The following is a 21,962-nucleotide window of genomic DNA, read 5'->3' on the forward strand; positions in this document are numbered from 1 at the left end:
AAGTGTGCAGCGGTTCCGGGATAACGACATGTATAAAACAAAGAGCTTTAGCGCATGATAGTTTGGCGAAGGAAGCTGTAACCCATCGCCGCGCGGGTGGCGCGCTCTTCGGAATTGCCGTCGCCACCATGCCCGCCGGAGCCGAATTCATGGAAGAGCGGCCGGTGTCCCGCTTCCTCCAGCCGCGCGGCAAAGCGGCGCGCATGCGAGGGATGCACGCGGTCGTCATTGGCGGAGCTTTCGATATAGATCGGCGGATAGCTGACCTCGGTCGCCGGCCCGACATTGTGCAGCGGCGAATAACCGAGCATGAAATCCCGGTCCGCCGGCGTCTCCGGATCGCCGTATTCGTCCATCCAGGCTTGTCCTGCGCTGAACAGGTGGAAGCGTGTCATGTCGAGGACCGGCACCTGGCACCAGACGGCGCCGAAATCCTCCGGGTAGCGCGTCAGCATCACGCCGGTCAGCAGGCCGCCATTGCTGCCGCCCTGGCAGGCGATCCGCGACGGCACGGTGTAGCCGCGGGCGACGAGATCGCGGGCGATGGCGACGAAATCGGCAAAGGCCCTGTCTCGCCCCTGCCGCTTGGCGCTGCGATACCAGTCGGGTCCGAATTCGCCGCCGCCGCGGATATAGGCCTGCACATAGGCGCCGCCTTGCTCCAGCCAGCGTCCCGTCACGCCGGAATAGTTCGGCGACAGCGAAACATCGAAGCCGCCATAGCCGTAAAGCAGCACCGGCAGCGCGCCTTTGGTCCACTGCTTCGGCAGGATCAGCCGGTAGGCAACCTTCGTCCCGTCCTCGGAAACAGCCTCCAGCAGTTCGGATGACATATCGGCCGCATCGAAATAGCTTGGCGCCGCGGCGACGAAAATCGGTTCGGCCTCTCTGCTGCGATCCGACAGCTCGAGCCGATAACAGGCCGGAGGCTGCAGGAAGCCTTGGCCGACGATGCAGAGCGTATCGTCTCCGAGATGCAGATCGGCATGCAGCGGCCTGAAATGGGCCGTCTGCATGTCCGCCGGCAGCGCGATTTCGCGCTGTTCGGCATCGGGCCTTGTCAGGTCCAGCACCATGAGACGCGGACGCAGCCGATCGGAGATGATGAAGACGCACCACTCCCGCATCAGCATCATTTGCGAGATGGACTGGCCCTCGGCAGGCTGAAACAGAATCCGCTCCGGCCCGAGCAGAGCCGTCTCCGAGTTGGGGTTGAAGCGTTGCAGCACGAGGCTGCCGGACGCAACGCGCTCATCGGTCTTTGCCCGCCAAAGGCAATGATCGTGATTGAACTGGAAATCGGCCTCCTGAGGCAGATCGATGCGCCGCTGCGTGCCGTCATTGGCGATCAGGAACGCGCTGGCGACGCCGATCTCATGGGCGGCGACGAAAATGTCGATCAATCCGGCATCGGCCGAAGCGCCTGACAGGGCCGGGTCGATGACGAGATTGAAGCCGTAGACGTCCTCGTCGGCGGCTTCGACCATGACGGCGGCCTCTTCCGGCCGCTGCCCGCGCTTCAATCGCCGCCCGACCCGCGGCCATCCCGAACGGGTCGCCGAAAATCGGTCGATGGAGCCGAAATAGCAGATCTCGTCACGGCTCAGCCAATTGGCATGCGATCGCGCGGCTGGCGTATCGAAGCCGCCCTCGACGATCTGCTTGCTCTCGGCGTCGAATTCGAGCAGCCGGAGAAGATCGGAGCCGCCGTCCGAAAGTGTGAGCAGCACCCGCGTCGGCTCCCATGGGCAGGTGACGGCGCCGCGCCAGTTCCAGCGCTTGCCTTCGCTCACGCAGAAGGCATCGAGATCGAAGACCGGTTCCCAGCCGGCATCGGGCAAGGGTTGCTGATTGGCCGGCAGGCGGAGCCAGACGCCGAGCGGATTGTCCTTGCTCTGCCGGAAATCGAACAGCCACTCGCCTCGGCGCATCGGGACGATCAGCCTGTCCTGCCGTTCGATCAGCGCCTGGATCGCGTCGCGATCTTGGGCGAATTCCGGTGTTCTCAGTGCCTTGTCGGAAAGCCCGTTATGCTCGTCGATGAATTGGCGGGTACGCGGATCGTCGTCCGTTTCGAGATGAAGGTTCATGTTCGACCTGCCTGATTCCGTTGACGTCGTATGTCTAGCCAATATTTCGCACAGTTAGGGCGAAATTAGTGCCGGCCGCGCAAGGCCGAGATGCTCGCGCAGTGTCGAACCATCATATTGGGTGCGGAACAGGCCGCGTTCCTGCAGGATCGGCACGACCATCTGCGTGAAGTCTTCGAGCCCTTCGAGAAGAAACGGCGGCATGACGTTGAAGCCGTCGGCGGCGCGGCTTTCAAACCATTGCTGCATCCGGTCGGCGATCTCGACCGGCGTGCCAAGCACGATATGGTGGCCGCGGCCGGCGGCAACGCGCAGCGCCAACTGACGGATGGTCAGGTTCTCGCGCCTTGCAAGCGCGGTCAGCAATTCGGCACGGCTGCGCAACTGGTCGGAGATCGGAAGGTCCGGCAGAGGGCCATCGACATCGTAATCGGCAAGGCTGTGGCCGATGCGTTCTTCCAGAAGCGGCATGGCGCTTTTGATGTCAGTCCACTTGTCGAGTTCTGCAAGTTTGTCCGCGGCTTCCCTGGCGGTGCGGCCAATCACCGGCAGGAAGCCCGGCATGATGGCGACCTCGTCCGGCTGACGTCCGAGGCGCGCGACGCGCTCCTTGACGCTCTTGTAGAAGGCCTGCGCCTCTTCGAGGCTCTGCTGCGCGGTGAACACCACGTCGGCGGTGCGGGCGGCAAGATCCTGGCCGGGGCCGGATGAGCCGGCCTGGATCAGGATCGGATGGCCCTGCGGTGCGCGCGGAATGTTCAGCGGCCCCTTGACTGAGAAATACTTGCCCTTGTGATCGAGCACATGGAGCTTGGCAGGGTCGGCATAGACGCCGCTCTGCTCGTCCTTGACGAAGGCGTCGTCATCCCAGCTGTCCCACAGTCCGCGCACGACGTCGACGAATTCCTCGGCCACGGCGTAACGCTCATCGTGCTCCGGGTGCGCCTTGGAGAAATTGTTCGCCGTGCGGGCATAGGATGTCGTGACCACGTTCCAGGCGGCCCGGCCGTGGCTCAGGTGGTCGATCGAGGCGAAGGCGCGGGCAGTGTGATAGGGCTCGCCATAGGTCGTGGATGCGGTTGCCGCGAGGCCGATCTTGTCTGTCACCACGGCGAGCGCCGAAAGCAGCGTCAGAGGCTCGAAACGCGCGATCGTCGAGGGATGAGCATCGATGCCGCTGGTCAATCCGTCGGCCAGAAAGACCATGTCGAATTTCGCTGCTTCGGCGATCTGGGACACGCGTCTCAGCAAGTCGAAATTCTCGCTTCCCGCCTCGGCGTGAGGATGACGCCAGCCGGATACGTGGTGGCCCGCCCCTTGCAGAAACAGGCCCAGGTGGATTTCTCTTTTGCGAGTCATGACAATATCCTTCGTCATTCTGGATTTTGGGCGGCATCCTGGTTGAGCAGCGCCAGAAGTTGGCGAAGGTCGGCCGTGCTGCTCATTGTCCGGACGAGCGACGGGACATCCGCGAAGGCGGGATTGCGCGCAGTTGCGTCGCGAAATTTTTCGGCCGGATCGCTCAGCCCCGGCAGGCCGTCGAAGCGGCGCTGTATCGCGCTGCCGTCGCGAAGCACGATATCGACGATCACGAAGCGGGTGCGTGGATCGCTCGACATGCGGGGCGCAGTCTCGTCGTGGCGGCGGCCGGCGCGCCGGGCAAGGTCCATCAGGCGCGGCAAGACAGGCCGCTCGTCGAAATGGTCGAGCCGCAGAGCCCCGTCGATGAGGGCGGCGGCGAACACGTATTCGGGACTGAAGCGCGCCTCGATCCCATTGCCGGGCTTGCTCACCACCAGGGCGGCATCGGCGCCGGGCGGGTAGGTGAAGGTGATATGCTCGATCGCATCAGCCTCCAGGCCTTCCCGGTTGAGGCCGATGCCGAGAGACGCGACCGGATGGCTGGCGGTGCAGCAGGGATAGGCCTTCAGCGTCAGCCCGGGCGTCACGATCTGCCATGGCGAACCCCAGTTCTCGGTCACGGCGGACGGGCGTTCCGCGCCGAAGGCATAGACCGAATGGAAGCCGACCGGATTGTCGAGGAAATCCGGCGCGCCGCCGAAACCCGCCGCGGCCATCCTCGCCGACAGGAGCCCGGATCGCGCCGCCATGCCGGCGTGGAAAGGTTTGGCGTCCGTGCCGAACTGCAGCCGCAGGCCGGACGATTGCGTTGCCGCAAGGCCCAGCGCGACGGCGGTCTCGTCGATGGAGGCGCGGGTTAGATGGGCGATTGCCGCCGCCGCGCCGATCGTCCCGAGCGTCGCCGTGGCATGGAAACCGTTCTCGTAGTGCTTCGAGCCGAGTGACAAACCCAGCCGCGCCATGGCTTCGAGCCCGACGACATAGGAGGCGATCAGCGCATCTGCGGAAAACTCGCGCTCGGCGGCGAACGCCAGCAGGGCCGGGATGATCACGGTCGTCGGATGGCCGCGCACGCTTGCATGCACGTCGTCATAATCGAGCACATGGCCGGCATGACCGTTGACGAGCGCCGCGACCAGCGGATCGGTTCGGCGCGAGCTGCCGAGCAGGATCGCTTCGCCCGGCAGGTTGGCGCCGACGGTATCTGCCAGAATGCCGGTCGTGCGGTCGCCGGCGCCTGCGATCGCACAGGCGAGAAAATCGATGATCGCCGTGCGCGCCGCGTCCAATGCCAGGGGATCTTTCGATGGATCCGAGGAGATGATCGCCTGGGCGAATGCCGAAGTCAGGGGCGCGAATGTGCTCGTCATGAAAAAATCCTAGATGCCTTCGCGCACTGGCCCGCGCCCTCCGGCGAGACCGCCGACGAATTGGCGGATACGGGGATTGTCGAAGGTATGGAAAATCTGTTCAGGCGAGCCTTGGTCGACGATGCGCCCGTTCTCGGTGAAGACGACGATGTCGCTGATCTCCTCGGCGAACCGCATTTCGTGGGTCACGAGGATGCTGGTCATGCCGTCGCGGATGAGGTCGCGGATCACCCACAGCACTTCGCCCACCGTCTCGGGGTCAAGCGCCGAGGTGACTTCGTCGAACAGCACCAGTTCCGGCTTCATCGCCAGCGCGCGGGCGATCGCGACGCGCTGCTGCTGACCACCGGAAAGCTGGCCGGGATAGGCACCGGCTTTTTCCGAAAGCCTGACCTTGTCGAGCAGTTCGCGTGCGAGTTTTTCCGCTTCGCGCCGCTCGACGCCGAGGATGCGGGTCGGGGCCAGCACGATATTGTCCAGCACGCTCAGGTGGGGAAAGAGATTGTACTGCTGGAAGACGATGCCGATACGCTTGCGCAGAGCGATGCGTTCGCTCTCCTTGGCCAGTTGATCGACGCGGGTACCGTCGACCGTGATGCGGCCGCGCTGCGGCGCCACCAATGCGTTGATGCAGCGCAGGATCGTCGACTTTCCCGAACCGGACGGGCCGATAATGGAAACCGCATTGCCCTTGTTGACGGTGAGGTCTATGCCCTTCAGCACCTCCGTCTGGCCGAAGGACAGGTGCACGTCTTCCAGTCGCACGATCGTTTCGTCGGTTTTTGCGTTCATCATTCAAATCCTCAGGCCGTCTTGAAACGCCGCTCGAGGCGTCTGGTCAGGCGGGCGATCGGGTAGCAAAGCGTGAAGAAGGCGGCCATCACCACGATATAGGCGATGATCGTGAAATCGAGGCGGCGCACGGATGTGCTGGCATCGGTTGCGGCATGCAATAGTTCGTGCACGCCAACCAGCGAGGCGAGCGACGTGCCCATGGTAATGGAGGCCAATATGTTCATCCATGGCGGCAGCGAGCGCCGCAGGCATTGCGGCAGGATGATCCAGCGCAAGGCCTGGCCGCGCGAAAAACCGAGCCCCTTTGCCGCTTCCCATTGCGTGGTCGGGATCGAAAGGACGGCGCCGCGGGTGATCTCGGCCACATAGGCGCTGGCCGGTATGGCAAGGCCGATCACCGCCTTCAGCCAATCCGGGAAGGGCAGATAGTTGCCGGCCACCACGATTTCGAAGGGAAAGATGTAAGTCGTCGCGAAGATCAGCACGAGATGCGGGGCATTGCGGAAGACTTGCACATAAGCGACAATGGGGTAGCGCACCAGCTTGAAGGGAACCAGTTCCAGTATGCCGAACACGGCTCCGACGGTCGTTCCAAGCGTCATCGCGCACAGGCTGATGATGACGTTCATCATGAAGCCCGAGCCGAGATAGGGAAGCCACGTCACCAGTTCGCGCCCCAGCGTCAGGTCGGTCAGCGACCAGAGGACGATAACAAGCGGGAGTGCCGTAAAGCCGATATTGCGCAGCAGGCGACCATTCCTGCGCTGCTCGGAAAGTACCGCAGTCGTCATAGGCCATACCCCGGAATGGCGAGCTTGCGCTCCACCCACAGGCCGATGCGGGCAACGGCAAGGTTGATGATGCTGAAGAACAGCAGAATGACGATCATCAGTGACACCACGTTGTCGCGCTGCGTCCAGACCATGATCGAGGCATAGGTAATCTCGCTGACTGCAATCGCATTGCCCACCGTCGTCAACTTCACGAGATTGATGAGATTGTTGACGATCGCGGGCAGCGATGCCCTCAATGCCAGGGGAACTTCGACGTAACGCAGGATCTGCAGCGCGCTGAAGCCGATGCCGCGCGCCGCTTCCACCGTGGCCGACGGCACCGCCTCGATACCTGCGCGGATCGCCTCGGCATGCAAGGCGGCGATGTGCAGTCCGACCACCGCCACCACCCAAAAGAAGGGTGTCAGCGGATTGTTCTGCGTCCCGCCGACCAGGTTCGATACGAATGTATTGAGAACGAGGAAGCTGAACATCAACTGTACCAGCGTCGGCGTGTTTCGGGTGATTTCCACGAAAGCGCGGACCGGCGTCGATAGCCAGGGCTTGCCGGATGTCAGGCAGGCGGCAAACAGCAGCCCGGCAATCAGGCTGACGGGGATCAAGAGGGCAATCAGATAGAGCGTGGTGATGAAACCATCACGCCATATCTGCGCCTCGTACCCCGTCGCCAGGAACTCGTAGTTAAGGCCAAGCCTGTTCGTCAGGTTGACGAACAGGCTGGTCATGCTGGTGTCCTGCATGTCGATCCGCCAGTGTAACCTGTCTTACTTGCCAGCCGACAGGGTCTTGCGCTCTTGTTCGAGATAGTCGGTATTGCGGAGCCGGTTTGCCTTCGCAAATTCCAGGAGCTTTCCTGACGTATGGAGCTGCCGGATCGACTTATCGAGTGCCTCGGCCGTCTCCTTTTCGCCTTTTCGCACCCAGATCACCGAGTCGGAAGGGAGCAGTTCGGTCGGGAAGAGAATAGTGTAGTCCTTCCACTCCTCGGGCCGGTCCTCCAGCAGAAGGCCGACGGTTGCGCCGACATGGACGGCGGCGACACAATTGCCGCCCTGCAGCGCCAGCAGCGATTCCGGCTGGCTCGGCAAGCCCTTTACCTCGGCGCCGTATTGTTCGATGAGCGGCTGCGTGAAGTTCGACCCTTGCGAAACGCAGACCGGCTTTCCCTTGAGATCTGCCCAGTCCTTCAGGCCGCTGTCCTTGCGTCCGACGGCAGCACCGCCGCTGCGATCATACGGCGTCGCCACCCAATCAAGAACTTTAGCGCGGTCCTCGGTATATTGCATGTTCGCAATCAGGATATCGACCTTGCCCTGCTGGAGAAATTGCACCCGGTTCGGGGGCGTGACGGTGACTGTTTCCAGCTTGACGCCAAGATCGTCCGCGAGCGCTTTTGCAATATCGAGATTGTATCCCTTCTGCGTTTGCGATGTCGGATCGATATAGCCGAAGGGCGCCCCCGAGAGGATGACGCCAACGGTAAGGGTGCCGCGGGCTTTGATGCGGTCGAGCGTGGCATCCGCCGATGCCTGCGTTGCCGCCAGCAAGGCAATCGACATGGCGAGGAGCGCCTTCGGGAGAAATTTGCGTGACATGTTTGAGCTCCGTCTTGGGAAGGTGGAGGGACCGGTTCAGGTCTTCGAGCAATTGCAGCGCTCTTTGGCTCGACTGCTATGGCGTGGATGTGCGCCACTTCGAGGTGAGGCCGAAAGGCTGGTGATGAGATGGACGTCGGCTTCCCGCGCAATATTGGCCATGCTTCTCCGCGCTGATAGAAAAGGACGCTGACCGCATCGCTTTCCTGCGCGAATCGGCAACTGGACGGCTTTGAAAGGCATAGGGAACCGATGAGAGAGAAGGAACGTTCTGTCTCAGAGAAAATCATCATTGTGATGGATTTTGTAGATTTTATTTTCTGAAATAGGCGCGTTCGTTGAAAAATCTTGTGCACGAGAGGGTTGCTGATCGGCAACCTTCCCGCCCGGTAATGGCATCAAAAAACGGATTTTGCTCGGCCGAACTCCTGCCGTCTTGCGGCTAATCCCGACTGTGCAACCCGCCTTAGGCTCCAAACCCAATCAAACCATTGATCGAATTGAATCCATGTGATTCACTGCGTCGACGATGGGAGTTTGATGATGGCTAGCGAATTCTGGCTTGATGATCAGCAGTGGGCAGTGATCGCCCCTCTGCTTCCGGCAAACCAACCCGGCGCTCATCGAACTGATGACCGCCGGGTGATCAGCGGGATCATCCATGTCCTGCGATCAGGTTGCCGATGGCAGGATTGTCCAGCCTGCTACGGGCCTTCAACAACCGTCTACAATCGCTTCCATCGCTGGTCTGCCAAAGGAATATGGCGGCGGCTGTTTGAAGCCCTGGTGCAAACAACCGATCGGGATCTTCATATGATCGACAGCACCACCGCCAAAGCCCACCGGTCGGCCGCCGGCGGAAAAGGGGGGCGGATGCCGAGGCAATCGGCCGCTCGCAAGGCGGCAGATCGACAAAAATCCATGCTGTTGTCGATGGTTGCGGCCGTCCAATTGCGCTGCGAATAACGCCTGGGCAGCGCGGCGACGCACCCGTTGCCGTTCCACTGCTCACGCCCTTGCCGGCCAGCCGCCTGTGTGCCGCAGACACCGCTTACGACAGCGACACGTTACGCGATTTCCTCATCACGCGCGGCACCGAGCCAGTCATTCCCAACAACCCGACTCGAAAGCACAGGCAGCCTTTCAACCCAGTCGCCTACAAGCGCAGAAATATTATCGAACGCACCTTCTGCCGACTGAAGGACTGGAGACGCATCGCAACGCGATACGACAAGCTCATGATCAACTTCGCTGCATCTTGCTACATTGCAGCTCTCATCATTTGGTGGACCTGATTGAGTCTGGAGCCTAGCGGATCGTCACGAAATCGGCCGAGGCAAGGACGTTGTTCGGCATCGGCGTCTTCTTGAATTTCAGCGTCACGACCTTGTAGCCTTCGGTTTCGAGTTCCGAAAGCAAGGTTGGTAGCATTGTCGCCGTGCGTTTGTGGATGTCATGCATCAGGATGATGCCGCGGCCGCGCTTGTGCAGCAGGTCCATCGTCCGCTGCGTCACGGAGACCGGCGTCGTGTTGAAATAGTCCTTGCTGTCGATGTCGACATCCATCACCACCATGTCGCGCAGGGCGATCGCGGCGCGCAGCCTGTGGCTCTCAGCCAGATAGGGGAAGCGGAAGAAGGAGACATCCGTCCCCGTCGCCTTGGTCACCGCCAATTCGCCCTTGATCACCTCGGCCATCGCCGCGTCGAAATCCAGCGAACTCAAATTGGCGTGGTCATAGGTGTGACTGCCGATCGTGTTGCCGTCCTCGGCGACCTTGCGGGCGAGCGCCGGATGCATCTCGGCCATTTCGCCGACCATCATGAAGGCGCCCTTGACACCGAACTGGTCGAGGATCGCCAGCACCTTGTCCGTCCGGCCAGGGATCGGACCGTCGTCGAAACTCAGGATCACTTCTTTGTCCTGCAGCTTGAGATCGGCGAGCGAGGAAACCTCCAGCGTCCGCCCGGCCAGATGGTGCCAGCCGGTCATGCGCGGCGGCGCATCGTCGCCGGTATAGGCAAGCTTCCGCTCCTCGGGTGCGATCACCGAGGAGGTCTTGATCGATGTGTCCGGCGCGGATTGTCTGGTGGTGCTGCAGGCAGAAAGGGTGGCCGTGAGGGCCATGCAGGACAGAACAAAAAAACGATACATGGAAAGGGCTCAACAAATCGGTAACGAATGTTGAGACAACCTTTCGAATTATGGTTAACGATCGGTTGATGCAGGCGGGAATTGTGCCGATGCGCGGCACTTCGCCACGCTTTCGCCAGAGCATGATGCCGAAAAGTGTGCGCGTTTTCGGACGGCATCCTGTTCTAAGGCCTGTGGCTATCCCGCCATCGCTTCTTCGTATTCGGCCGAAAGCATCAGCCAGTCTTCCTCGGCGGCAGCCAGTTTTGCTGCCGCTTCGCCGCGCTGTTTTGCCTTCTCGGCGGCCTTGGCCGGTGTCTTTTCATAAAGGGCCGGATCTGCAAGTTCCGCGTCAAGCGCCTGAATCTGTTTCTCCAGCTTCGCCGTCAAGGATTCGATTTCGTTGATCTTTTTCTTGAGTGGCGTCAGCGAGGCGCGACGTTCGGCATTGAGCTTGCGTTGGTCGGCCTTCGACGTCGCCTCTTCAGCTAGCTGCGGCTTTTCTTCTTTTTTTTTACCGGAAGTGACGATGAGGTCGCGATACTCGTCCATATCGCCTTCGAAGGCCGTCACTGTACCGCCGTTGACCAGCCACAGCCGGTCGACCGTCGCCTCGATCAGATGGCGATCGTGCGAGATCAGGATGACGGCGCCTTCGTAATCGTTCAGCGCCTCGATCAGCGCGCGGCGGCTGTCGATGTCGAGGTGGTTGGTCGGCTCGTCGAGGATCAGCAGATTGGGCGCATGGAAAGCGGCAAGCCCCATCAGCAACCGGGCTTTTTCGCCACCGGAAAGATCCTTGGCGGCTGTCGCCATCTTCTCGGTCGCAAGCCCCATCTGGGCGACGCGGGCGCGCACCTTGGCCTCAGGCGCACCGGGCATCAGCCGGCGCACATGTTCCACCGGCGACTGCTCGGGAATGAGGTCGTCGAGCTGGTGCTGCGCGAAGAAGCCGATCTTCAGGCTCGGCGCCAGCTTCACTTCGCCGCTCTCGGGTGCAAGTCTTCCTGAGATGAATTTGGCGAAGGTCGATTTGCCGTTGCCGTTCGAGCCGAGCAGGGCGATGCGATCGTCATTGTCGATGCGCAGATTGAGGTTCTTCAGGATTGGATTGCCGGGCTCGTAGCCGACGGCGCCGCTCTGGATCGCGACGATCGGCGAGGCCGGCTGCTTTTCCGGTTCGGGAAAGGTGATCGGCTGGACATGATCCTCAATTACCGCGGCAACCGTTCCCATGCGCTCGAGCGCCTTGACGCGTGACTGCGCCTGGCGGGCCTTGGAGGCCTTGGCCTTGAAGCGATCGATGAAGCTCTGCAGATGTTTGCGCGCGGCGTCGTTCTTGGCCTTGGCCTTGGTCTGCAGCTCGTCGGCTTCGGCCTTCTGCCGCTCGAACTGGTCGTAGCCGCCGCGATAGAAGGTCAGCTTCTTCTGGTCGAGATGGACGATCGCATTGACCGCATTGTTCAGGAGGTCGCGATCGTGGCTGATGATGACGACGGTGTGCGGATAGCGGCGGACATAATCTTCCAGCCACAGCGTGCCTTCGAGGTCGAGATAGTTGGTCGGCTCGTCGAGCAGCAGCAGATCCGGCTCGGAAAACAGCACGGCGGCAAGGGCGACGCGCATGCGCCAGCCGCCGGAGAAGGAGGAGGCGGGGCGGGCCTGCGCCGCCTGGTCGAAACCGAGGCCGGCAAGAATGCTCGCCGCGCGCGCCTCGGCCGAATGCGCGTCGATATCGACGAGACGCATCTGGATTTCGGCGATGCGGTGCGGATCGGTCGCCGTCTCCGCCTCGGTCACGAGGGCCGTGCGTTCCTTGTCGGCGGCAAGCACGATTTCGATCAGCGTGTCTTCGGTCGCCGGCGCTTCCTGCGCCACCTGGCCGATGCGTGCGGCCTTCGGGATCGACACCGATCCTGTCTCCGAGCCGAGATCGCCGGTGATGACGCGAAACAGCGTGGACTTGCCGGCGCCATTGCGCCCGACGAGCCCCGCCTTCGTGCCCGAAGGCAACGAAATGCTGGCATTGTCGAGAAGCAGGCGCCCGGCAATGCGGGCGGAAATGTCAGTGAGCGTGATCATGGCCGGGGTTTTGGCTGAAAGCGCTCGTCAAGGCAAGAGCGCTTTACCGCGCCAAGCTCGCTTGGCGCCGACAAGCCTGCTTGGCCGCCGCAAGAGGCTTGTCCGCTCAGCGCCCGAAAGCTTGCACCGGCTGGCGAGGATTCGACTGCGCGGCAAGAAGCGCCACACGGGCGTTGGCCTGCAACTGTCCCGGTGTTGCCGCGTCAGCACTGAGCGCCACGCCGATTGAGACGGTGAGCCGGCCGGGGTCGGCCTTGTCGGATGTCGCGAAGACGAGATTGTCCTCCACGGAGGCGCGCAGGCGGTCGGCGATAGCAATCGCATCCTGCATGCCGACATTGGAAAACAGGAGGGCGAATTCGTCGGCCTCGGTGCGGGCGACGAAATCGTTCTTCTTGATACATTTGCGAAAGAGCCCGGCGAACTTCTTCAGGAGTTTGTTGCCGGCGTGCGTGCCGTATTTGCCGTTGAGATCAGAGAAATTGTCGATATCGACCATGATCAGCGCGCTGCCGGCGGCACCCTCTTCGCGCTCATAAAGATCGGATATCGTCCGGTTGAGTGCTACGCGGTTCGGCAGTCCGGTGAGCTTGTCGGTAATCGCAGCCGATTGCATGGCAGAGATGCCGCGCTCCAGTGTTTCTAGCGCCTTGATGTCGTCCTGCAGCTTCGCGCCGATTTCCATTTCGGCTGAAAGAACGGTTGCAAGCGAGGCAGTCAGATAATCCACCTCGCTGAGGAAGGCGGCAAGGCTCCGGTCGTCGTTACTGGAAATGGATTTCAGAATCGTCCCGCAGGCGCGCGCAAAGGCGTTCTTGTGCTTCAGCCCTTCGGCAAGCCGTTCCGCCGCCTCGCGCAGCATCCGGCTCGCCTCGTTCCGTGATGTTTCGCCCGCCAATCCGCAATGGCCGATGAGCCGGTATTTCAGGCCGAGTTCATCGAGCATGGGCTGTTGCGGATGCGGTCCGAGCGCTGCGATATCCTGCGCAAGGCCCGGATTGAGTCCGATGATCGCCTCATGGAAGAGTTCGTAGTTGCGCGGCAGGGCGGCAACGTTCAGGCGCGCCATATGCTGGGCGATCTTCTGAATGTCCGCCATGGGGGCCACGCGAGCAGCTTCGCGCGGCACCAGTGTTTTTGCGCTTGCGTTCTGCATGATGTTCCCTCGCGGCCAAGCTCTTTTCTTAACTTCCGCTATACCCGCAAGCTTTTAAGAGAAGCTGAATATTCAACTGGAAGTCCGGATTCGCGGCGGAACTGGCAAAGTCGGTTAATACCGTCTTGATGGCGAACGCCTCACATCCACTCACGGCCCTCGTTGCGCAGGAAGTAGATGAGATCCAGCATGAGGCTCGGCTTGCCAAGCGCCGTCAGCGTCATGTGGCACTGGCCACGATGATGGGTCTGGTGGTTGAAGAAATGCGCGAGCGCTGCCGACAGAGCTTGGGTAATCTCGACCGGCTGTACCACCGTGACATAAGTGAAGTCGCCGGCGAGGGTTTTCTCGTCCAGCATGCCCGTCCAGGCAATGATCCGCTCATCCTCTGCCCTGCGGGCGGCGACCAGCGCATCCAGATCCTCGAACAGCACGGCATCGAGTGTCGTCGGCGCTTCGCCGGCGCCGGTGAAGCGCTTCATCCAAATCCGATCGGCGACGAGCAGATGATTGAGCGTGCGATGCAGCGAGCCGAAGAACGCGCCGCGATTGCTGCGGAAGTCTGCATCGCTGAGTTCGGCCGCGGCCGCGTAGACTTGCGTGTTGGCCCAGCGATTATAGGCGGCGAACATCCTGTAATGTCTGAGCATTCACTCCCTCCCGGATTGGTCGCTGCAGTCTAGCCCGGTTTCCCCGAAATCGCAGTGATATGCCCATGAAATTTCCTGATTTGATCGCCGGTGCTTTCTGTCGTGGAATGGATGCAGCCGTGATCTCGAAAGGACTGTCATGACCAGAGCCCTCTATTCCCTCTGCGGTGCCGACGAACGGCGCTTCTTTTCGCCCCATTGCTGGAAGGCGGTGATGGCGCTCGCCCATAAGAGGCTCGATTTCGAGGAGATTCCGACGACCTACGCCCGCATCCGCGCGATCGGCGGCGGCGTGTCGCCGACCGTGCCGGTGCTCGACGACAACGGCCGGCTGATCCCCGACAGTTTCGACATCGCCCTCTATCTGGAGGAGGCCTATCCCGAGCGGCCGTCGCTGTTTGGCGGCGAGGGCGGCAAGGCGCTGTCGCGCATGGTCGAAGGCTATTCGCAGATGATCATCCATCCGGCGATCATGCGCATTGCCCTTCTCGATATCCACGCGAACCTCGACGAGGGCGACAAGGCCTATTTCCGCGAAAGCCGTGAGGTCAGGCTGGGCAAGCCGCTGGAAGTGGTTGCCGCCGATGGCGAAGCGGAGAAGGCTTCCTTCGGCGCCAAGCTGGAGCCGCTCCGCCACATGCTGAAGTTCCAGCCCTTCATCGGCGGGCAGACGCCGCTGTTTGCCGACTATATCGTCTTCGGCGCGCTGCAATGGCTGCGTGTCTCCGCCGGTCTCGCCATGCTGGCCGCCGCCGATCCGGTCATGGGCTGGTTCGAACGCTGCCTCGATCTTCACCAAAGCCGCGGCAGGACTGTGACAGCGGCGTGAAATTGCCGCCGACCCCTTGTTTTCGGGCGTTGGGGCGGGTAAAGACCGCCCACTTTTCCCGAGAAAACAGAGGATTTGACTATGGCGATTGAACGCACCTTCTCGATGATCAAGCCGGATGCAACCAAGCGCAACCTGACGGGCGCCATCACCAAGATGCTCGAAGATGCCGGTCTGCGCGTCGTCGCTTCCAAGCGCGTCTGGATGAGCCGTCGCGAAGCCGAAGGCTTCTACGCCGTTCACAAGGACCGTCCCTTCTTCGGCGAACTGGTCGAAGGCATGACCTCCGGCCCGACCGTTGTCCAGGTGCTGGAAGGCGAAGGCGCGATCCTCAAGAACCGCGAGATCATGGGCGCGACCAACCCGGCAAACGCTGACGAAGGCACGATCCGCAAGGTTCACGCCCTGTCGATCGGCGAAAACTCCGTTCACGGCTCGGATGCTCCGGAAACGGCCGCCCAGGAAATCAAGTACTGGTTCTCCGACACCGAAATCGTCGGCTGAGGCCTTACGTCGGCATTCGTGCCGAACACCTTGAATTGACTCTTGAAAGCCGGGGCTCTGCTCCGGCTTTTTCTATGTGCCCTTGTTTCTATGCCGGGCATTTGTCGGTATTGGAGAAATCGACGCTGCCGTCAGGCTTGAAGACCTCAGGGTTCTTTTCATAAAGCGCGCCGATAACGAGCGGTTTGCTCGGCAGCACTGTCTGGTCGAGGTCGGAACGGAACTGCGTTTTCAATTCCTGCAGCACCTTGCCGTCCTTGTCGACCAGCCGGACACTCACGGAATAGGGGCGGTCCTTGCGCACGCAGTGCAGGTTCTCGCTCTGCAGCGCGATCTTGTCGTCGATCGGGTAGATCTTCTGATTCAGTACCAGCGGATCGCCACCTTGAGGATTTTCGAATTCGGCGATGATCACCGAACCGTCGGGAATGGGTCCTGTCTTCTTCAGCGTCAGCAGGTAGGTGGCGCTCGCCACCCGATAGTTGAAGACGAAGAGATGGCCGGTGACCTCGACCAGGTTTTCCGCCTGGCGCTGGCAGGCGGACAGCAGCCCGACAGTGACCGCCATCACGATCCAATAATTCCTCATGGCGTCTCCTCCTTCTTGCGGCGATAGTGCCGATTGGCCTTGGCGCGGTTGCCGCAGACCGCCATGTCGCACCAGGCCCGACTCCGGTTCTTGCTGCGATCGATGAACAGCCAGCCGCAATTTCCGCAGATCTTCATCCGCTCCGGATCCGGCATGGCGATCAGCCGTAGCACCGAATGGGCAGTAGCCGAGGCCAGGCTGCCGGGGCTTGGGTCGCGCAATGTCTTGGCCAAGGCTTCCAACAGTCCGGCCAGCAGTTGGTCGTTGCCGCCATCGAGTATACGCTTGCGGAAATAGAGGTCGATCTCTTCCCGCAGCGCGATGAAATCCGCCTCGTTTTCCGCCGCCACCGGCGCGATGTCGCCGAAGAGGGCGCGTTCGGCGCAGAATTCGGCGGCCGCGCGCGGAAAACTCCGCATCTGATCGCTGACTGCGAAGCGATCGATCCGCCGCGCAGCATCGTGGCGCAGAATGACGCTGTTGGCGACATCGAGCGCCAGTGCGCCGCCGGCAAAGCGGTGAGGGGTCCAGGAAAAGCTCATATTGAAATTATAACTGGCAAAATAGGTTTTACCAGTTATAATTTTGCGGACGCGGAGTGTCTGGAATGGCCTATCTTCTGCAGCAGCTGGCGAATGCGGTTCCGCTCGCTGCCCTCTATGCCGCGCTCGCCTTCGGTTATGCCGTGGCCTTCGGCGTGACGAAGCGGGCCGACATCACCTATGGGGCGATCTTTGCCTTCGCCGGCCAGATTCTGCTGCTCTTCACCGAACTCGCCTATGTCAGGTTCTGGCTGGTGCTGCCGGCGGCTCTTGCCATCGGCGCCGGCGCTTCCATCGTCTATTCGCTGGCGGCGGGCCTCTGGATCGGCCGCTCGATCATGCTGCCGCTGGTCAGCAAATCGCCGAATACGGTCATCGTCGCCGCCCTCGGCATGATGATCGTGCTGATGGAGACAGCCCGGCTTGCCGCCAATAGCCACGGCATCTGGCTGCCGCCGTTCCTGAACGACACGGTCGTCTTCTGGAGCGACGGCCTGTTCAAGGTGACGCTCACCTATATCCAGTTGATCGACAGCGCGCTGATGTGCGCCATCGTCGCGGTGGGTGCGCTGATCCTCAGGCGCACGGCTTGGGGCCGCGTCTGGCGCGCCGTCACCGACGATCCCTTGGCCGCCGAACTCTGCGGCACCAGCGCCGATCGCGTCTTTCTCGTCGCCTATGCGGCCGCGGCCCTCGTCGCCACCCTCTGCGGCATCCTCGCCACCTTCTATTACGGCTCGATGGATTTTGGCGCCGGCCTGATGTTCGGGCTGAAGGTGCTGCTGATCGCTGCCGTCGGCGGCTACTCCGATCCGCTGCGCTCGGCGGGTGGCGCCGCCGGGCTTGCCGTCGTCGAAACCTTGTGGGGCGCCTACGGCCCCTTCGTCTGGCGGGATCTCGTCATCTTCTCGCTGCTCGTCCTGCTCCTGGTCATGAGCCGCAGGGAGCGCGTCGTCCTCTGATCATTTCCACTTGTCGCGCGCCGTATCGTCGGCGTCTTTCGCCGCGACCCAGTTGCCCGTAGCGCCATCCTTGCCATGTTCCTTCTTCCAGAAGGGGGCTGCGGTCTTCAGGAAATCCATGACGAAACTGGCGCCGTCGAACGCCGCCTGCCGGTGCGGTGCGGCTGCGACGACCAGCACGATATTCTCGCCGGCCGCGATCTTGCCGTAGCGGTGGATGGCGGTCAGGCCGAGAAGTCCGAAACGCGTTATGGCAAGATCGCCAATGCGCCGCATTTCCGCTTCCGCCATGCCGGGATAATGTTCGAGTTCGAGGGCAGCCAGCGTGCCGCCTTCATCGCGACAGAGGCCCGAAAACGTGACGACGGCGCCGATGCCGGCTTTGCCCTTGGAAAGGCGATCGACCTCGGCCTGCAGGTCGAAGTCTTCGTGTTGGACGCGGATGGTGGGGATGACAGTCACAGCGAATTCCTCCGCTGCTTTGGTGTGATTTCGCGGGGCTGAAAGCTTGATTGTTTGAGGTAATCCGTGCTTCCAGCCAATCTCCCTCCCTGTGGGGGAGATGTCCGGCAGGACAGAGGGGGGTAGCGACACGGCACCACCATCACCGCTTCATCCCCCCGTCATCGGCGGAAATATACCGATCTCTTTCGCCCCTGATATCGGCTCGTCATGCTCGACATGCTCCATGTCGAGCGCCACGCGGATCACCTCGGGATATTGAAGTGCGGTCTCATATTCTTCGCCGAGCGTCTTCAAATGATTCAGAAGATCGGCGACGGTGACGACGGAGGAGGGGAGGTCGATCTCCTCCTCGCCCTTGCCGATGCGCTCGCGCACCCATGCGAAATAGACAAGCCGCGTCATTCCTCGTCATCCACGATATGTTTCAGCCCGGCGCGGAAATAATCATAGCCGGTATAGATGGTCAGCAATGCGGCGATCCACAGCAGCGCAATGCCGGTCTGCGTCGTATAGGGGAAGATCTCGTCACCGGCCGGGCCGGCGAGCAGGAAGGCGATGGCGACGAGCTGCAGCGTCGTCTTCCATTTGGCGATCCGTGTCACCGGTACGCTGACCTTCAGCGCCGCCAGATATTCGCGCAGTCCCGACACCAGGATCTCGCGGCAAAGAATGGTGATCGCCGCCCAGATCGACCAGCCGGCAATCGTCTGGTCGGCCGCGACCAGCAGCAGGATCGAGGCGACCAGCAGCTTGTCGGCGATCGGATCGAGCATGCGGCCGATATTCGACGTCTGGTTCCAGATGCGTGCGAGATAGCCGTCGAGGAAATCGGTGAGCGAGGCGATGACGAAGATCCATAGCGCCACCCAGCGCGCCGTGTTGCTGATCGACAGCCTGCCCTCGATGAAGAAGCAGAGAACGATCAGCGGCACGGCGAGGATGCGGCCGTAGGTCAGAAGATTGGGAATGCTGTACGCACGCGATGCCATGGGATCGTTTCTCTGAATTGATGCGCCGTTACAGCGCCGCGCGTCTTTCTGAGGCGCGCAAAGGACGCTGTAACATTTTGAACCTGCGCATCGTGCTTTCCGAAAATCGAGTCCGATTTTCGGGCCGATGCGGTAGATGACGGCTTTGGCCGCGGACCGTCAACATTCTTTCTGTCTTTTCACCGCCTTTGCGTGGAATTTGCGACGGAGGCCGGTTATTTCGCGGCGTCGTCGTGGAAATGATTATAGACCTGCTTGGCGACCGCTTCGGATATGCCTTCCACCGCCATCAGGTCGGACAGGGCGGCGCGCGAAACCGCCTTCGCCGTCCCGAAATGCTGGAGCAGCGCCCGTTTGCGCGATGGGCCGATGCCGCCGATCTCGTCGAGCGGGTTCTTGATCATTTCCTTCTTACGCCGCGCCCGGTGTGAGCCGATCGCGAAACGATGCGCTTCGTCGCGCAGGCGCTGGATGAAGTAGAGCACCGGATCGCGCGGCGGCAGCGTGAAGCTCTCGCGCCCCGGCGGAAAGAAACGTTCGCGCCCGGCGTCGCGGTCGACGCCCTTGGCGATGCCGATCGCCGTGACGCTGTCGGTGATGCCGAGTTCGGCAAGGATGGCGCGCACCGCCGTCATCTGCCCCTGGCCGCCGTCGATCAGGATCACATCGGGCCAGGTGGGGAAGGGCATGTCGGCGGCGTCGGGTGTGGCCGCCTGCACCGTCCGGTCTGGAATGCCTTCCTCCTTGATCAGCCGCGAGAAACGCCGTGTCATCACCTCCTTCATCATGCCGAAGTCGTCTCCGGGCGTGATGTCGGTCGATTTGATGTTGAACTTGCGGTACTGGTTCTTGACGAAGCCTTCCGGCCCCGCGACCACCATGCCGCCGACGGCATTGGTGCCCATGATATGCGAGTTGTCGTAAATCTCGATGCGCTGCGGCGCATAGGAAAGCCCGAACGTTTCCTTGAAACCCTCGAGCAGCCGCGACTGCGACGCCGTTTCGGCGAGCTTTCTCCCATGCGCCTCGCGTGCATTGCCGACGACATGATCGACCAGATCGCGCTTCTCGCCGCGCTGCGGCACGAGGATGGAAACCTTGTGGCCGGCCTTTTCGCTGAGTGCGGCAGCGAGCAGCTCCAACTCTTCGACCGTTTCCGACAGCATGATCTGCTTCGGCACCGGCTTGTCGTCGTAGAACTGCGCCATGAAGGAGTTCAGCACTTCGGCGCTCGAAAGCTGCGGATCGGCCTTCGGGAAATAGGCGCGATTGCCCCAGTTCTGTCCGGTGCGGAAGAAGAACACCTGGATGCAGGAAACGCCGCCCTCATGGTGGATGGCGAAAACATCAGCCTCTTCGACGCCGGCCGGATTGATGCCCTGGTGGCTCTGCACATGCGAAAGTGCCGCCAGGCGATCACGATAGATCGCCGCCCGCTCGAAATCGAGGTCCTCGGCCGCCTGGTTCATGGCCTCGGCCATATGCGACTTCACCTTCTGGCTCTTGCCGGACAGGAAGTCCTTCGCCTCCTGCACCAGTTCGCCATAACCCTCGTCGCTGACCTCATGCGTGCAGGGCCCGGAACAGCGCTTGATCTGGTAGAGCAGGCAGGGTCGCGTCCGCGTTTCGAAGACGCTGTCGGTGCAGGTGCGAATCAGGAAGGCGCGCTGCAGCGAATTGATCGTCCGCCCGACAGCGCCGGCTGAAGCGAAAGGTCCGAAATAGTCGCCCTTTCGCGCTCTCGCACCGCGATGCTTGAAAATCGCAGGCGCCCGGTGGTCGCCGGTGATGAGGATGTAGGGGAAGGACTTGTCGTCGCGCAGCAATACGTTAAAGCGCGGCCGCAAGCGTTTGATCAGATTCGCTTCCAGAAGCAGCGCTTCGGTTTCCGTGCGCGTCGTCACGAATTCCATGTTCGCCGTCTGGCGTACCATCTGGGCGATGCGGTTGGAATGCACGCGGCCGACGGCGTAATTGCCGACGCGCTTCTTCAGACTGCGCGCCTTGCCGACATAAAGTACGTCGCCCTCGGCATTGAACATGCGGTAGACGCCCGGGCTGTTCGGCAGCCGCTTGACGAATTCACCGATCAGTTCCGCGCCGATGAGCCCGGTTTCATTGAGGCTGCCGGCGTTCCAGTCGACGGCTGCGGCAAGCGGGGCGGCGGCGGAAACATCGCCTTCCACCTCGATATCGTCTTCGCTCTCATCCGTCTCGTCGTAGAGAACGCCGCCATCCGGCAGCTTTCGTCCGTTCATTCCGTAATCTCCGCCACATCGGGCGTCTGCCAGGCGAGGTGCTGGCCGCCGTCGAGGGCAATCATCTGGCCGGTGATCGAGGGCGTGTCGTAAAGGAAGCGAATCGTTTGTCCGAATTCCTTCAGCGCCGGCCCTCGCTGCAAGATAAGGGCAGAGATCTGCGCTTGGAAGTCCTCCATCGCCTGCCGCTCGCTCGGCATCGAGGGGCCGGGGCCGATGGCATTGACGCGGATGCGTGGCGCCAATGCCTGTGCAAGCGTCTGCGTCGCCGTCCACAGAGCGGATTTGGAGAGGGTATAGGAATAGAAGCTGGGCCTCAGCGCCCAAACCCGCTGGTCGATGATATTGACGATCAGCCCCGCTGCCGCAGCGGGCATCTGCTGCGCGAAGGCCGCCGCAAGGATAGAGGGCGCACGTACATGCAGGTCGAAGTGCAATGCCCAGGTGGCGGCATTGAAACTACGCGCTGAATCATGCTGGAAGACCGACGCATTGTTGACGAGCAGATCGAGCGGCCCGAGTGCTTCCGACGCCTTCGCGACCAACGCGCCGGTTTCGCCGATATCGCTCAGGTCGGCCTGCAAGGCGGCTGCCCGATATCCCTTCCGCCGCAATTCCGCCACCAGCTCTTCGGCTTCACCAATGGAGCCGTTCGCGTGGATCGCGACGGAAAAGCCATTTGCAGCAAGGTCTTCGGCGATTGCCCGTCCTATTCTCTTAGCTGACCCTGTTATAAGGGCCGTGCGAAGTCTTTCGTCGTTCAAAATCTTGCTTTCTGATCCCGCGAGTCTGCCTGC

General features: G+C 61.7%; 22 protein-coding genes. 4 read left to right on the forward strand and 18 right to left on the reverse strand.

What is annotated here, in order from left to right:
- Positions 1–47: 47 nt before the first annotated feature.
- The 7 genes from FHT79_RS20095 to FHT79_RS20125 are packed head-to-tail and all read right to left on the reverse strand — an operon-like array spanning position 48 to position 8,006.
- On the reverse strand, positions 48–2,090 hold the full coding sequence (locus tag FHT79_RS20095) for a prolyl oligopeptidase family serine peptidase (RefSeq protein WP_097595063.1): 2,043 nt from the start codon (positions 2,088–2,090) through the stop codon (positions 48–50).
- Positions 2,091–2,144: 54 nt separating this feature from the next.
- Positions 2,145–3,449 carry an LLM class flavin-dependent oxidoreductase gene (locus tag FHT79_RS20100; protein ID WP_183903992.1) on the reverse strand — a complete coding sequence of 435 codons (1,305 nt, stop codon included), beginning with the start codon at positions 3,447–3,449 and terminating at the stop codon, positions 2,145–2,147.
- 14 nt (positions 3,450–3,463) lie between these two features.
- Positions 3,464–4,822, reverse strand: a complete 1,359-nt coding sequence (locus FHT79_RS20105) for an MmgE/PrpD family protein (protein ID WP_097595064.1) — start codon at positions 4,820–4,822, stop codon at positions 3,464–3,466.
- 9 nt (positions 4,823–4,831) lie between these two features.
- Positions 4,832–5,614 carry an amino acid ABC transporter ATP-binding protein gene (locus FHT79_RS20110; RefSeq protein ID WP_047621640.1) on the reverse strand — a complete coding sequence of 261 codons (783 nt, stop codon included), beginning with the start codon at positions 5,612–5,614 and terminating at the stop codon, positions 4,832–4,834.
- Between the two features lie 11 nt (positions 5,615–5,625).
- Positions 5,626–6,408: an amino acid ABC transporter permease gene (locus tag FHT79_RS20115; protein WP_047616332.1), complete on the reverse strand. Its 783-nt coding sequence runs from the start codon at positions 6,406–6,408 to the stop codon at positions 5,626–5,628.
- On the reverse strand, positions 6,405–7,151 hold the full coding sequence (locus FHT79_RS20120) for an amino acid ABC transporter permease (RefSeq protein WP_048338668.1): 747 nt from the start codon (positions 7,149–7,151) through the stop codon (positions 6,405–6,407). Before FHT79_RS20120 ends, FHT79_RS20115 begins: the two co-directional genes overlap by 4 nt.
- Positions 7,152–7,175: 24 nt before the next feature.
- Positions 7,176–8,006 (reverse strand): transporter substrate-binding domain-containing protein, encoded by an 831-nt coding sequence (locus tag FHT79_RS20125; protein ID WP_047616335.1) that lies wholly within the window; start codon positions 8,004–8,006, stop codon positions 7,176–7,178.
- A gap of 543 nt (positions 8,007–8,549) precedes the next feature.
- Between FHT79_RS20125 and FHT79_RS20130 the strand changes: the two genes are divergently transcribed.
- A protein-coding gene (locus FHT79_RS20130) for an IS5 family transposase (RefSeq protein ID WP_097595066.1) occupies positions 8,550–9,301 on the forward strand; the annotation gives its coding sequence in 2 pieces (ribosomal slippage) (positions 8,550–8,880 and positions 8,880–9,301; 753 coding nt in all).
- Positions 9,302–9,314: 13 nt separating this feature from the next.
- Here the strand turns inward: FHT79_RS20130 and FHT79_RS20135 are convergent.
- From FHT79_RS20135 to FHT79_RS20150, 4 genes are all read right to left on the reverse strand, one after another.
- Positions 9,315–10,160 carry a polysaccharide deacetylase family protein gene (locus tag FHT79_RS20135; RefSeq protein WP_048338667.1) on the reverse strand — a complete coding sequence of 282 codons (846 nt, stop codon included), beginning with the start codon at positions 10,158–10,160 and terminating at the stop codon, positions 9,315–9,317.
- Between the two features lie 177 nt (positions 10,161–10,337).
- Complete coding sequence (locus FHT79_RS20140; protein ID WP_183903993.1) at positions 10,338–12,221, reverse strand: ABC-F family ATP-binding cassette domain-containing protein; 1,884 nt, start codon at positions 12,219–12,221, stop codon at positions 10,338–10,340.
- 106 nt (positions 12,222–12,327) lie between these two features.
- Positions 12,328–13,377, reverse strand: a complete 1,050-nt coding sequence (locus FHT79_RS20145; RefSeq protein WP_097595068.1) for a GGDEF domain-containing protein — start codon at positions 13,375–13,377, stop codon at positions 12,328–12,330.
- A gap of 140 nt (positions 13,378–13,517) precedes the next feature.
- On the reverse strand, positions 13,518–14,027 hold the full coding sequence (locus FHT79_RS20150) for a DinB family protein (protein ID WP_097595069.1): 510 nt from the start codon (positions 14,025–14,027) through the stop codon (positions 13,518–13,520).
- A gap of 139 nt (positions 14,028–14,166) precedes the next feature.
- On the opposite strand from FHT79_RS20150, the gene FHT79_RS20155 reads away from it, so the two are divergent.
- Positions 14,167–14,856 carry a glutathione S-transferase family protein gene (locus FHT79_RS20155; RefSeq protein WP_097595070.1) on the forward strand — a complete coding sequence of 230 codons (690 nt, stop codon included), beginning with the start codon at positions 14,167–14,169 and terminating at the stop codon, positions 14,854–14,856.
- A gap of 81 nt (positions 14,857–14,937) precedes the next feature.
- The gene (ndk, locus tag FHT79_RS20160; RefSeq protein ID WP_004680549.1) at positions 14,938–15,360 is read left to right on the forward strand and encodes a nucleoside-diphosphate kinase; all 423 of its coding nucleotides are present in this window, start codon (positions 14,938–14,940) and stop codon (positions 15,358–15,360) included.
- Positions 15,361–15,448: 88 nt separating this feature from the next.
- Here ndk and FHT79_RS20165 read toward each other — a convergent pair whose 3' ends face one another.
- Entirely contained in the window at positions 15,449–15,949 is a 501-nt protein-coding gene (locus FHT79_RS20165; protein WP_183903994.1) for a hypothetical protein, read from the reverse strand.
- On the reverse strand, positions 15,946–16,491 hold the full coding sequence (locus FHT79_RS20170; RefSeq protein WP_097595072.1) for a CGNR zinc finger domain-containing protein: 546 nt from the start codon (positions 16,489–16,491) through the stop codon (positions 15,946–15,948). Before FHT79_RS20170 ends, FHT79_RS20165 begins: the two co-directional genes overlap by 4 nt.
- A 65-nt stretch (positions 16,492–16,556) precedes the next feature.
- Between FHT79_RS20170 and FHT79_RS20175 the strand changes: the two genes are divergently transcribed.
- Positions 16,557–17,453, forward strand: coding sequence for a branched-chain amino acid ABC transporter permease (locus tag FHT79_RS20175; protein ID WP_097595073.1), 897 nt, complete (start codon positions 16,557–16,559; stop codon positions 17,451–17,453).
- On the opposite strand, the gene FHT79_RS20180 is transcribed toward FHT79_RS20175, so the two are convergent.
- The 5 genes from FHT79_RS20180 to FHT79_RS20200 all read right to left on the reverse strand — a co-directional run bounded on the left by FHT79_RS20180 (position 17,454) and on the right by FHT79_RS20200 (position 21,929).
- On the reverse strand, positions 17,454–17,915 hold the full coding sequence (locus FHT79_RS20180) for a molybdenum cofactor biosynthesis protein MoaE (RefSeq protein ID WP_097595074.1): 462 nt from the start codon (positions 17,913–17,915) through the stop codon (positions 17,454–17,456).
- 150 nt (positions 17,916–18,065) lie between these two features.
- Positions 18,066–18,320 carry a molybdopterin converting factor subunit 1 gene (gene moaD / locus FHT79_RS20185; RefSeq protein ID WP_029872939.1) on the reverse strand — a complete coding sequence of 85 codons (255 nt, stop codon included), beginning with the start codon at positions 18,318–18,320 and terminating at the stop codon, positions 18,066–18,068.
- On the reverse strand, positions 18,317–18,907 hold the full coding sequence (gene pgsA / locus FHT79_RS20190) for a CDP-diacylglycerol--glycerol-3-phosphate 3-phosphatidyltransferase (RefSeq protein ID WP_003574129.1): 591 nt from the start codon (positions 18,905–18,907) through the stop codon (positions 18,317–18,319). The genes moaD and pgsA overlap by 4 nt, the downstream gene beginning before the upstream one ends.
- Before the next feature lie 215 nt (positions 18,908–19,122).
- A complete protein-coding gene (uvrC, locus tag FHT79_RS20195; protein ID WP_025570206.1) occupies positions 19,123–21,165 on the reverse strand; it encodes an excinuclease ABC subunit UvrC in 2,043 nt (680 codons plus the stop codon).
- Positions 21,162–21,929, reverse strand: a complete 768-nt coding sequence (locus tag FHT79_RS20200) for an SDR family oxidoreductase (protein WP_097595076.1) — start codon at positions 21,927–21,929, stop codon at positions 21,162–21,164. The genes uvrC and FHT79_RS20200 overlap by 4 nt, the downstream gene beginning before the upstream one ends.
- Positions 21,930–21,962 lie beyond the last annotated feature (33 nt).

This window comes from Rhizobium sp. BK212 (genome assembly GCF_014197475.1).
In the GTDB taxonomy this organism is placed as follows: domain Bacteria; phylum Pseudomonadota; class Alphaproteobacteria; order Rhizobiales; family Rhizobiaceae; genus Rhizobium; species Rhizobium anhuiense.

Coding starts and splice junctions, on each gene's coding strand:
- FHT79_RS20095 (WP_097595063.1), bottom strand. CDS start 2,090: ATGAACCTTCATCTCGAAACGGACGACGATCCGCGTACCCGCCAATTC.
- FHT79_RS20100 (WP_183903992.1), bottom strand. CDS start 3,449: ATGACTCGCAAAAGAGAAATCCACCTGGGCCTGTTTCTGCAAGGGGCG.
- FHT79_RS20105 (WP_097595064.1), bottom strand. CDS start 4,822: ATGACGAGCACATTCGCGCCCCTGACTTCGGCATTCGCCCAGGCGATC.
- FHT79_RS20110 (WP_047621640.1), bottom strand. CDS start 5,614: ATGAACGCAAAAACCGACGAAACGATCGTGCGACTGGAAGACGTGCAC.
- FHT79_RS20115 (WP_047616332.1), bottom strand. CDS start 6,408: ATGACGACTGCGGTACTTTCCGAGCAGCGCAGGAATGGTCGCCTGCTG.
- FHT79_RS20120 (WP_048338668.1), bottom strand. CDS start 7,151: ATGCAGGACACCAGCATGACCAGCCTGTTCGTCAACCTGACGAACAGG.
- FHT79_RS20125 (WP_047616335.1), bottom strand. CDS start 8,006: ATGTCACGCAAATTTCTCCCGAAGGCGCTCCTCGCCATGTCGATTGCC.
- FHT79_RS20135 (WP_048338667.1), bottom strand. CDS start 10,160: ATGTATCGTTTTTTTGTTCTGTCCTGCATGGCCCTCACGGCCACCCTT.
- FHT79_RS20140 (WP_183903993.1), bottom strand. CDS start 12,221: ATGATCACGCTCACTGACATTTCCGCCCGCATTGCCGGGCGCCTGCTT.
- FHT79_RS20145 (WP_097595068.1), bottom strand. CDS start 13,377: ATGCAGAACGCAAGCGCAAAAACACTGGTGCCGCGCGAAGCTGCTCGC.
- FHT79_RS20150 (WP_097595069.1), bottom strand. CDS start 14,027: ATGCTCAGACATTACAGGATGTTCGCCGCCTATAATCGCTGGGCCAAC.
- FHT79_RS20155 (WP_097595070.1), top strand. CDS start 14,167: ATGACCAGAGCCCTCTATTCCCTCTGCGGTGCCGACGAACGGCGCTTC.
- ndk (WP_004680549.1), top strand. CDS start 14,938: ATGGCGATTGAACGCACCTTCTCGATGATCAAGCCGGATGCAACCAAG.
- FHT79_RS20165 (WP_183903994.1), bottom strand. CDS start 15,949: ATGAGGAATTATTGGATCGTGATGGCGGTCACTGTCGGGCTGCTGTCC.
- FHT79_RS20170 (WP_097595072.1), bottom strand. CDS start 16,491: ATGAGCTTTTCCTGGACCCCTCACCGCTTTGCCGGCGGCGCACTGGCG.
- FHT79_RS20175 (WP_097595073.1), top strand. CDS start 16,557: ATGGCCTATCTTCTGCAGCAGCTGGCGAATGCGGTTCCGCTCGCTGCC.
- moaD (WP_029872939.1), bottom strand. CDS start 18,320: ATGACGCGGCTTGTCTATTTCGCATGGGTGCGCGAGCGCATCGGCAAG.
- pgsA (WP_003574129.1), bottom strand. CDS start 18,907: ATGGCATCGCGTGCGTACAGCATTCCCAATCTTCTGACCTACGGCCGC.
- uvrC (WP_025570206.1), bottom strand. CDS start 21,165: ATGAACGGACGAAAGCTGCCGGATGGCGGCGTTCTCTACGACGAGACG.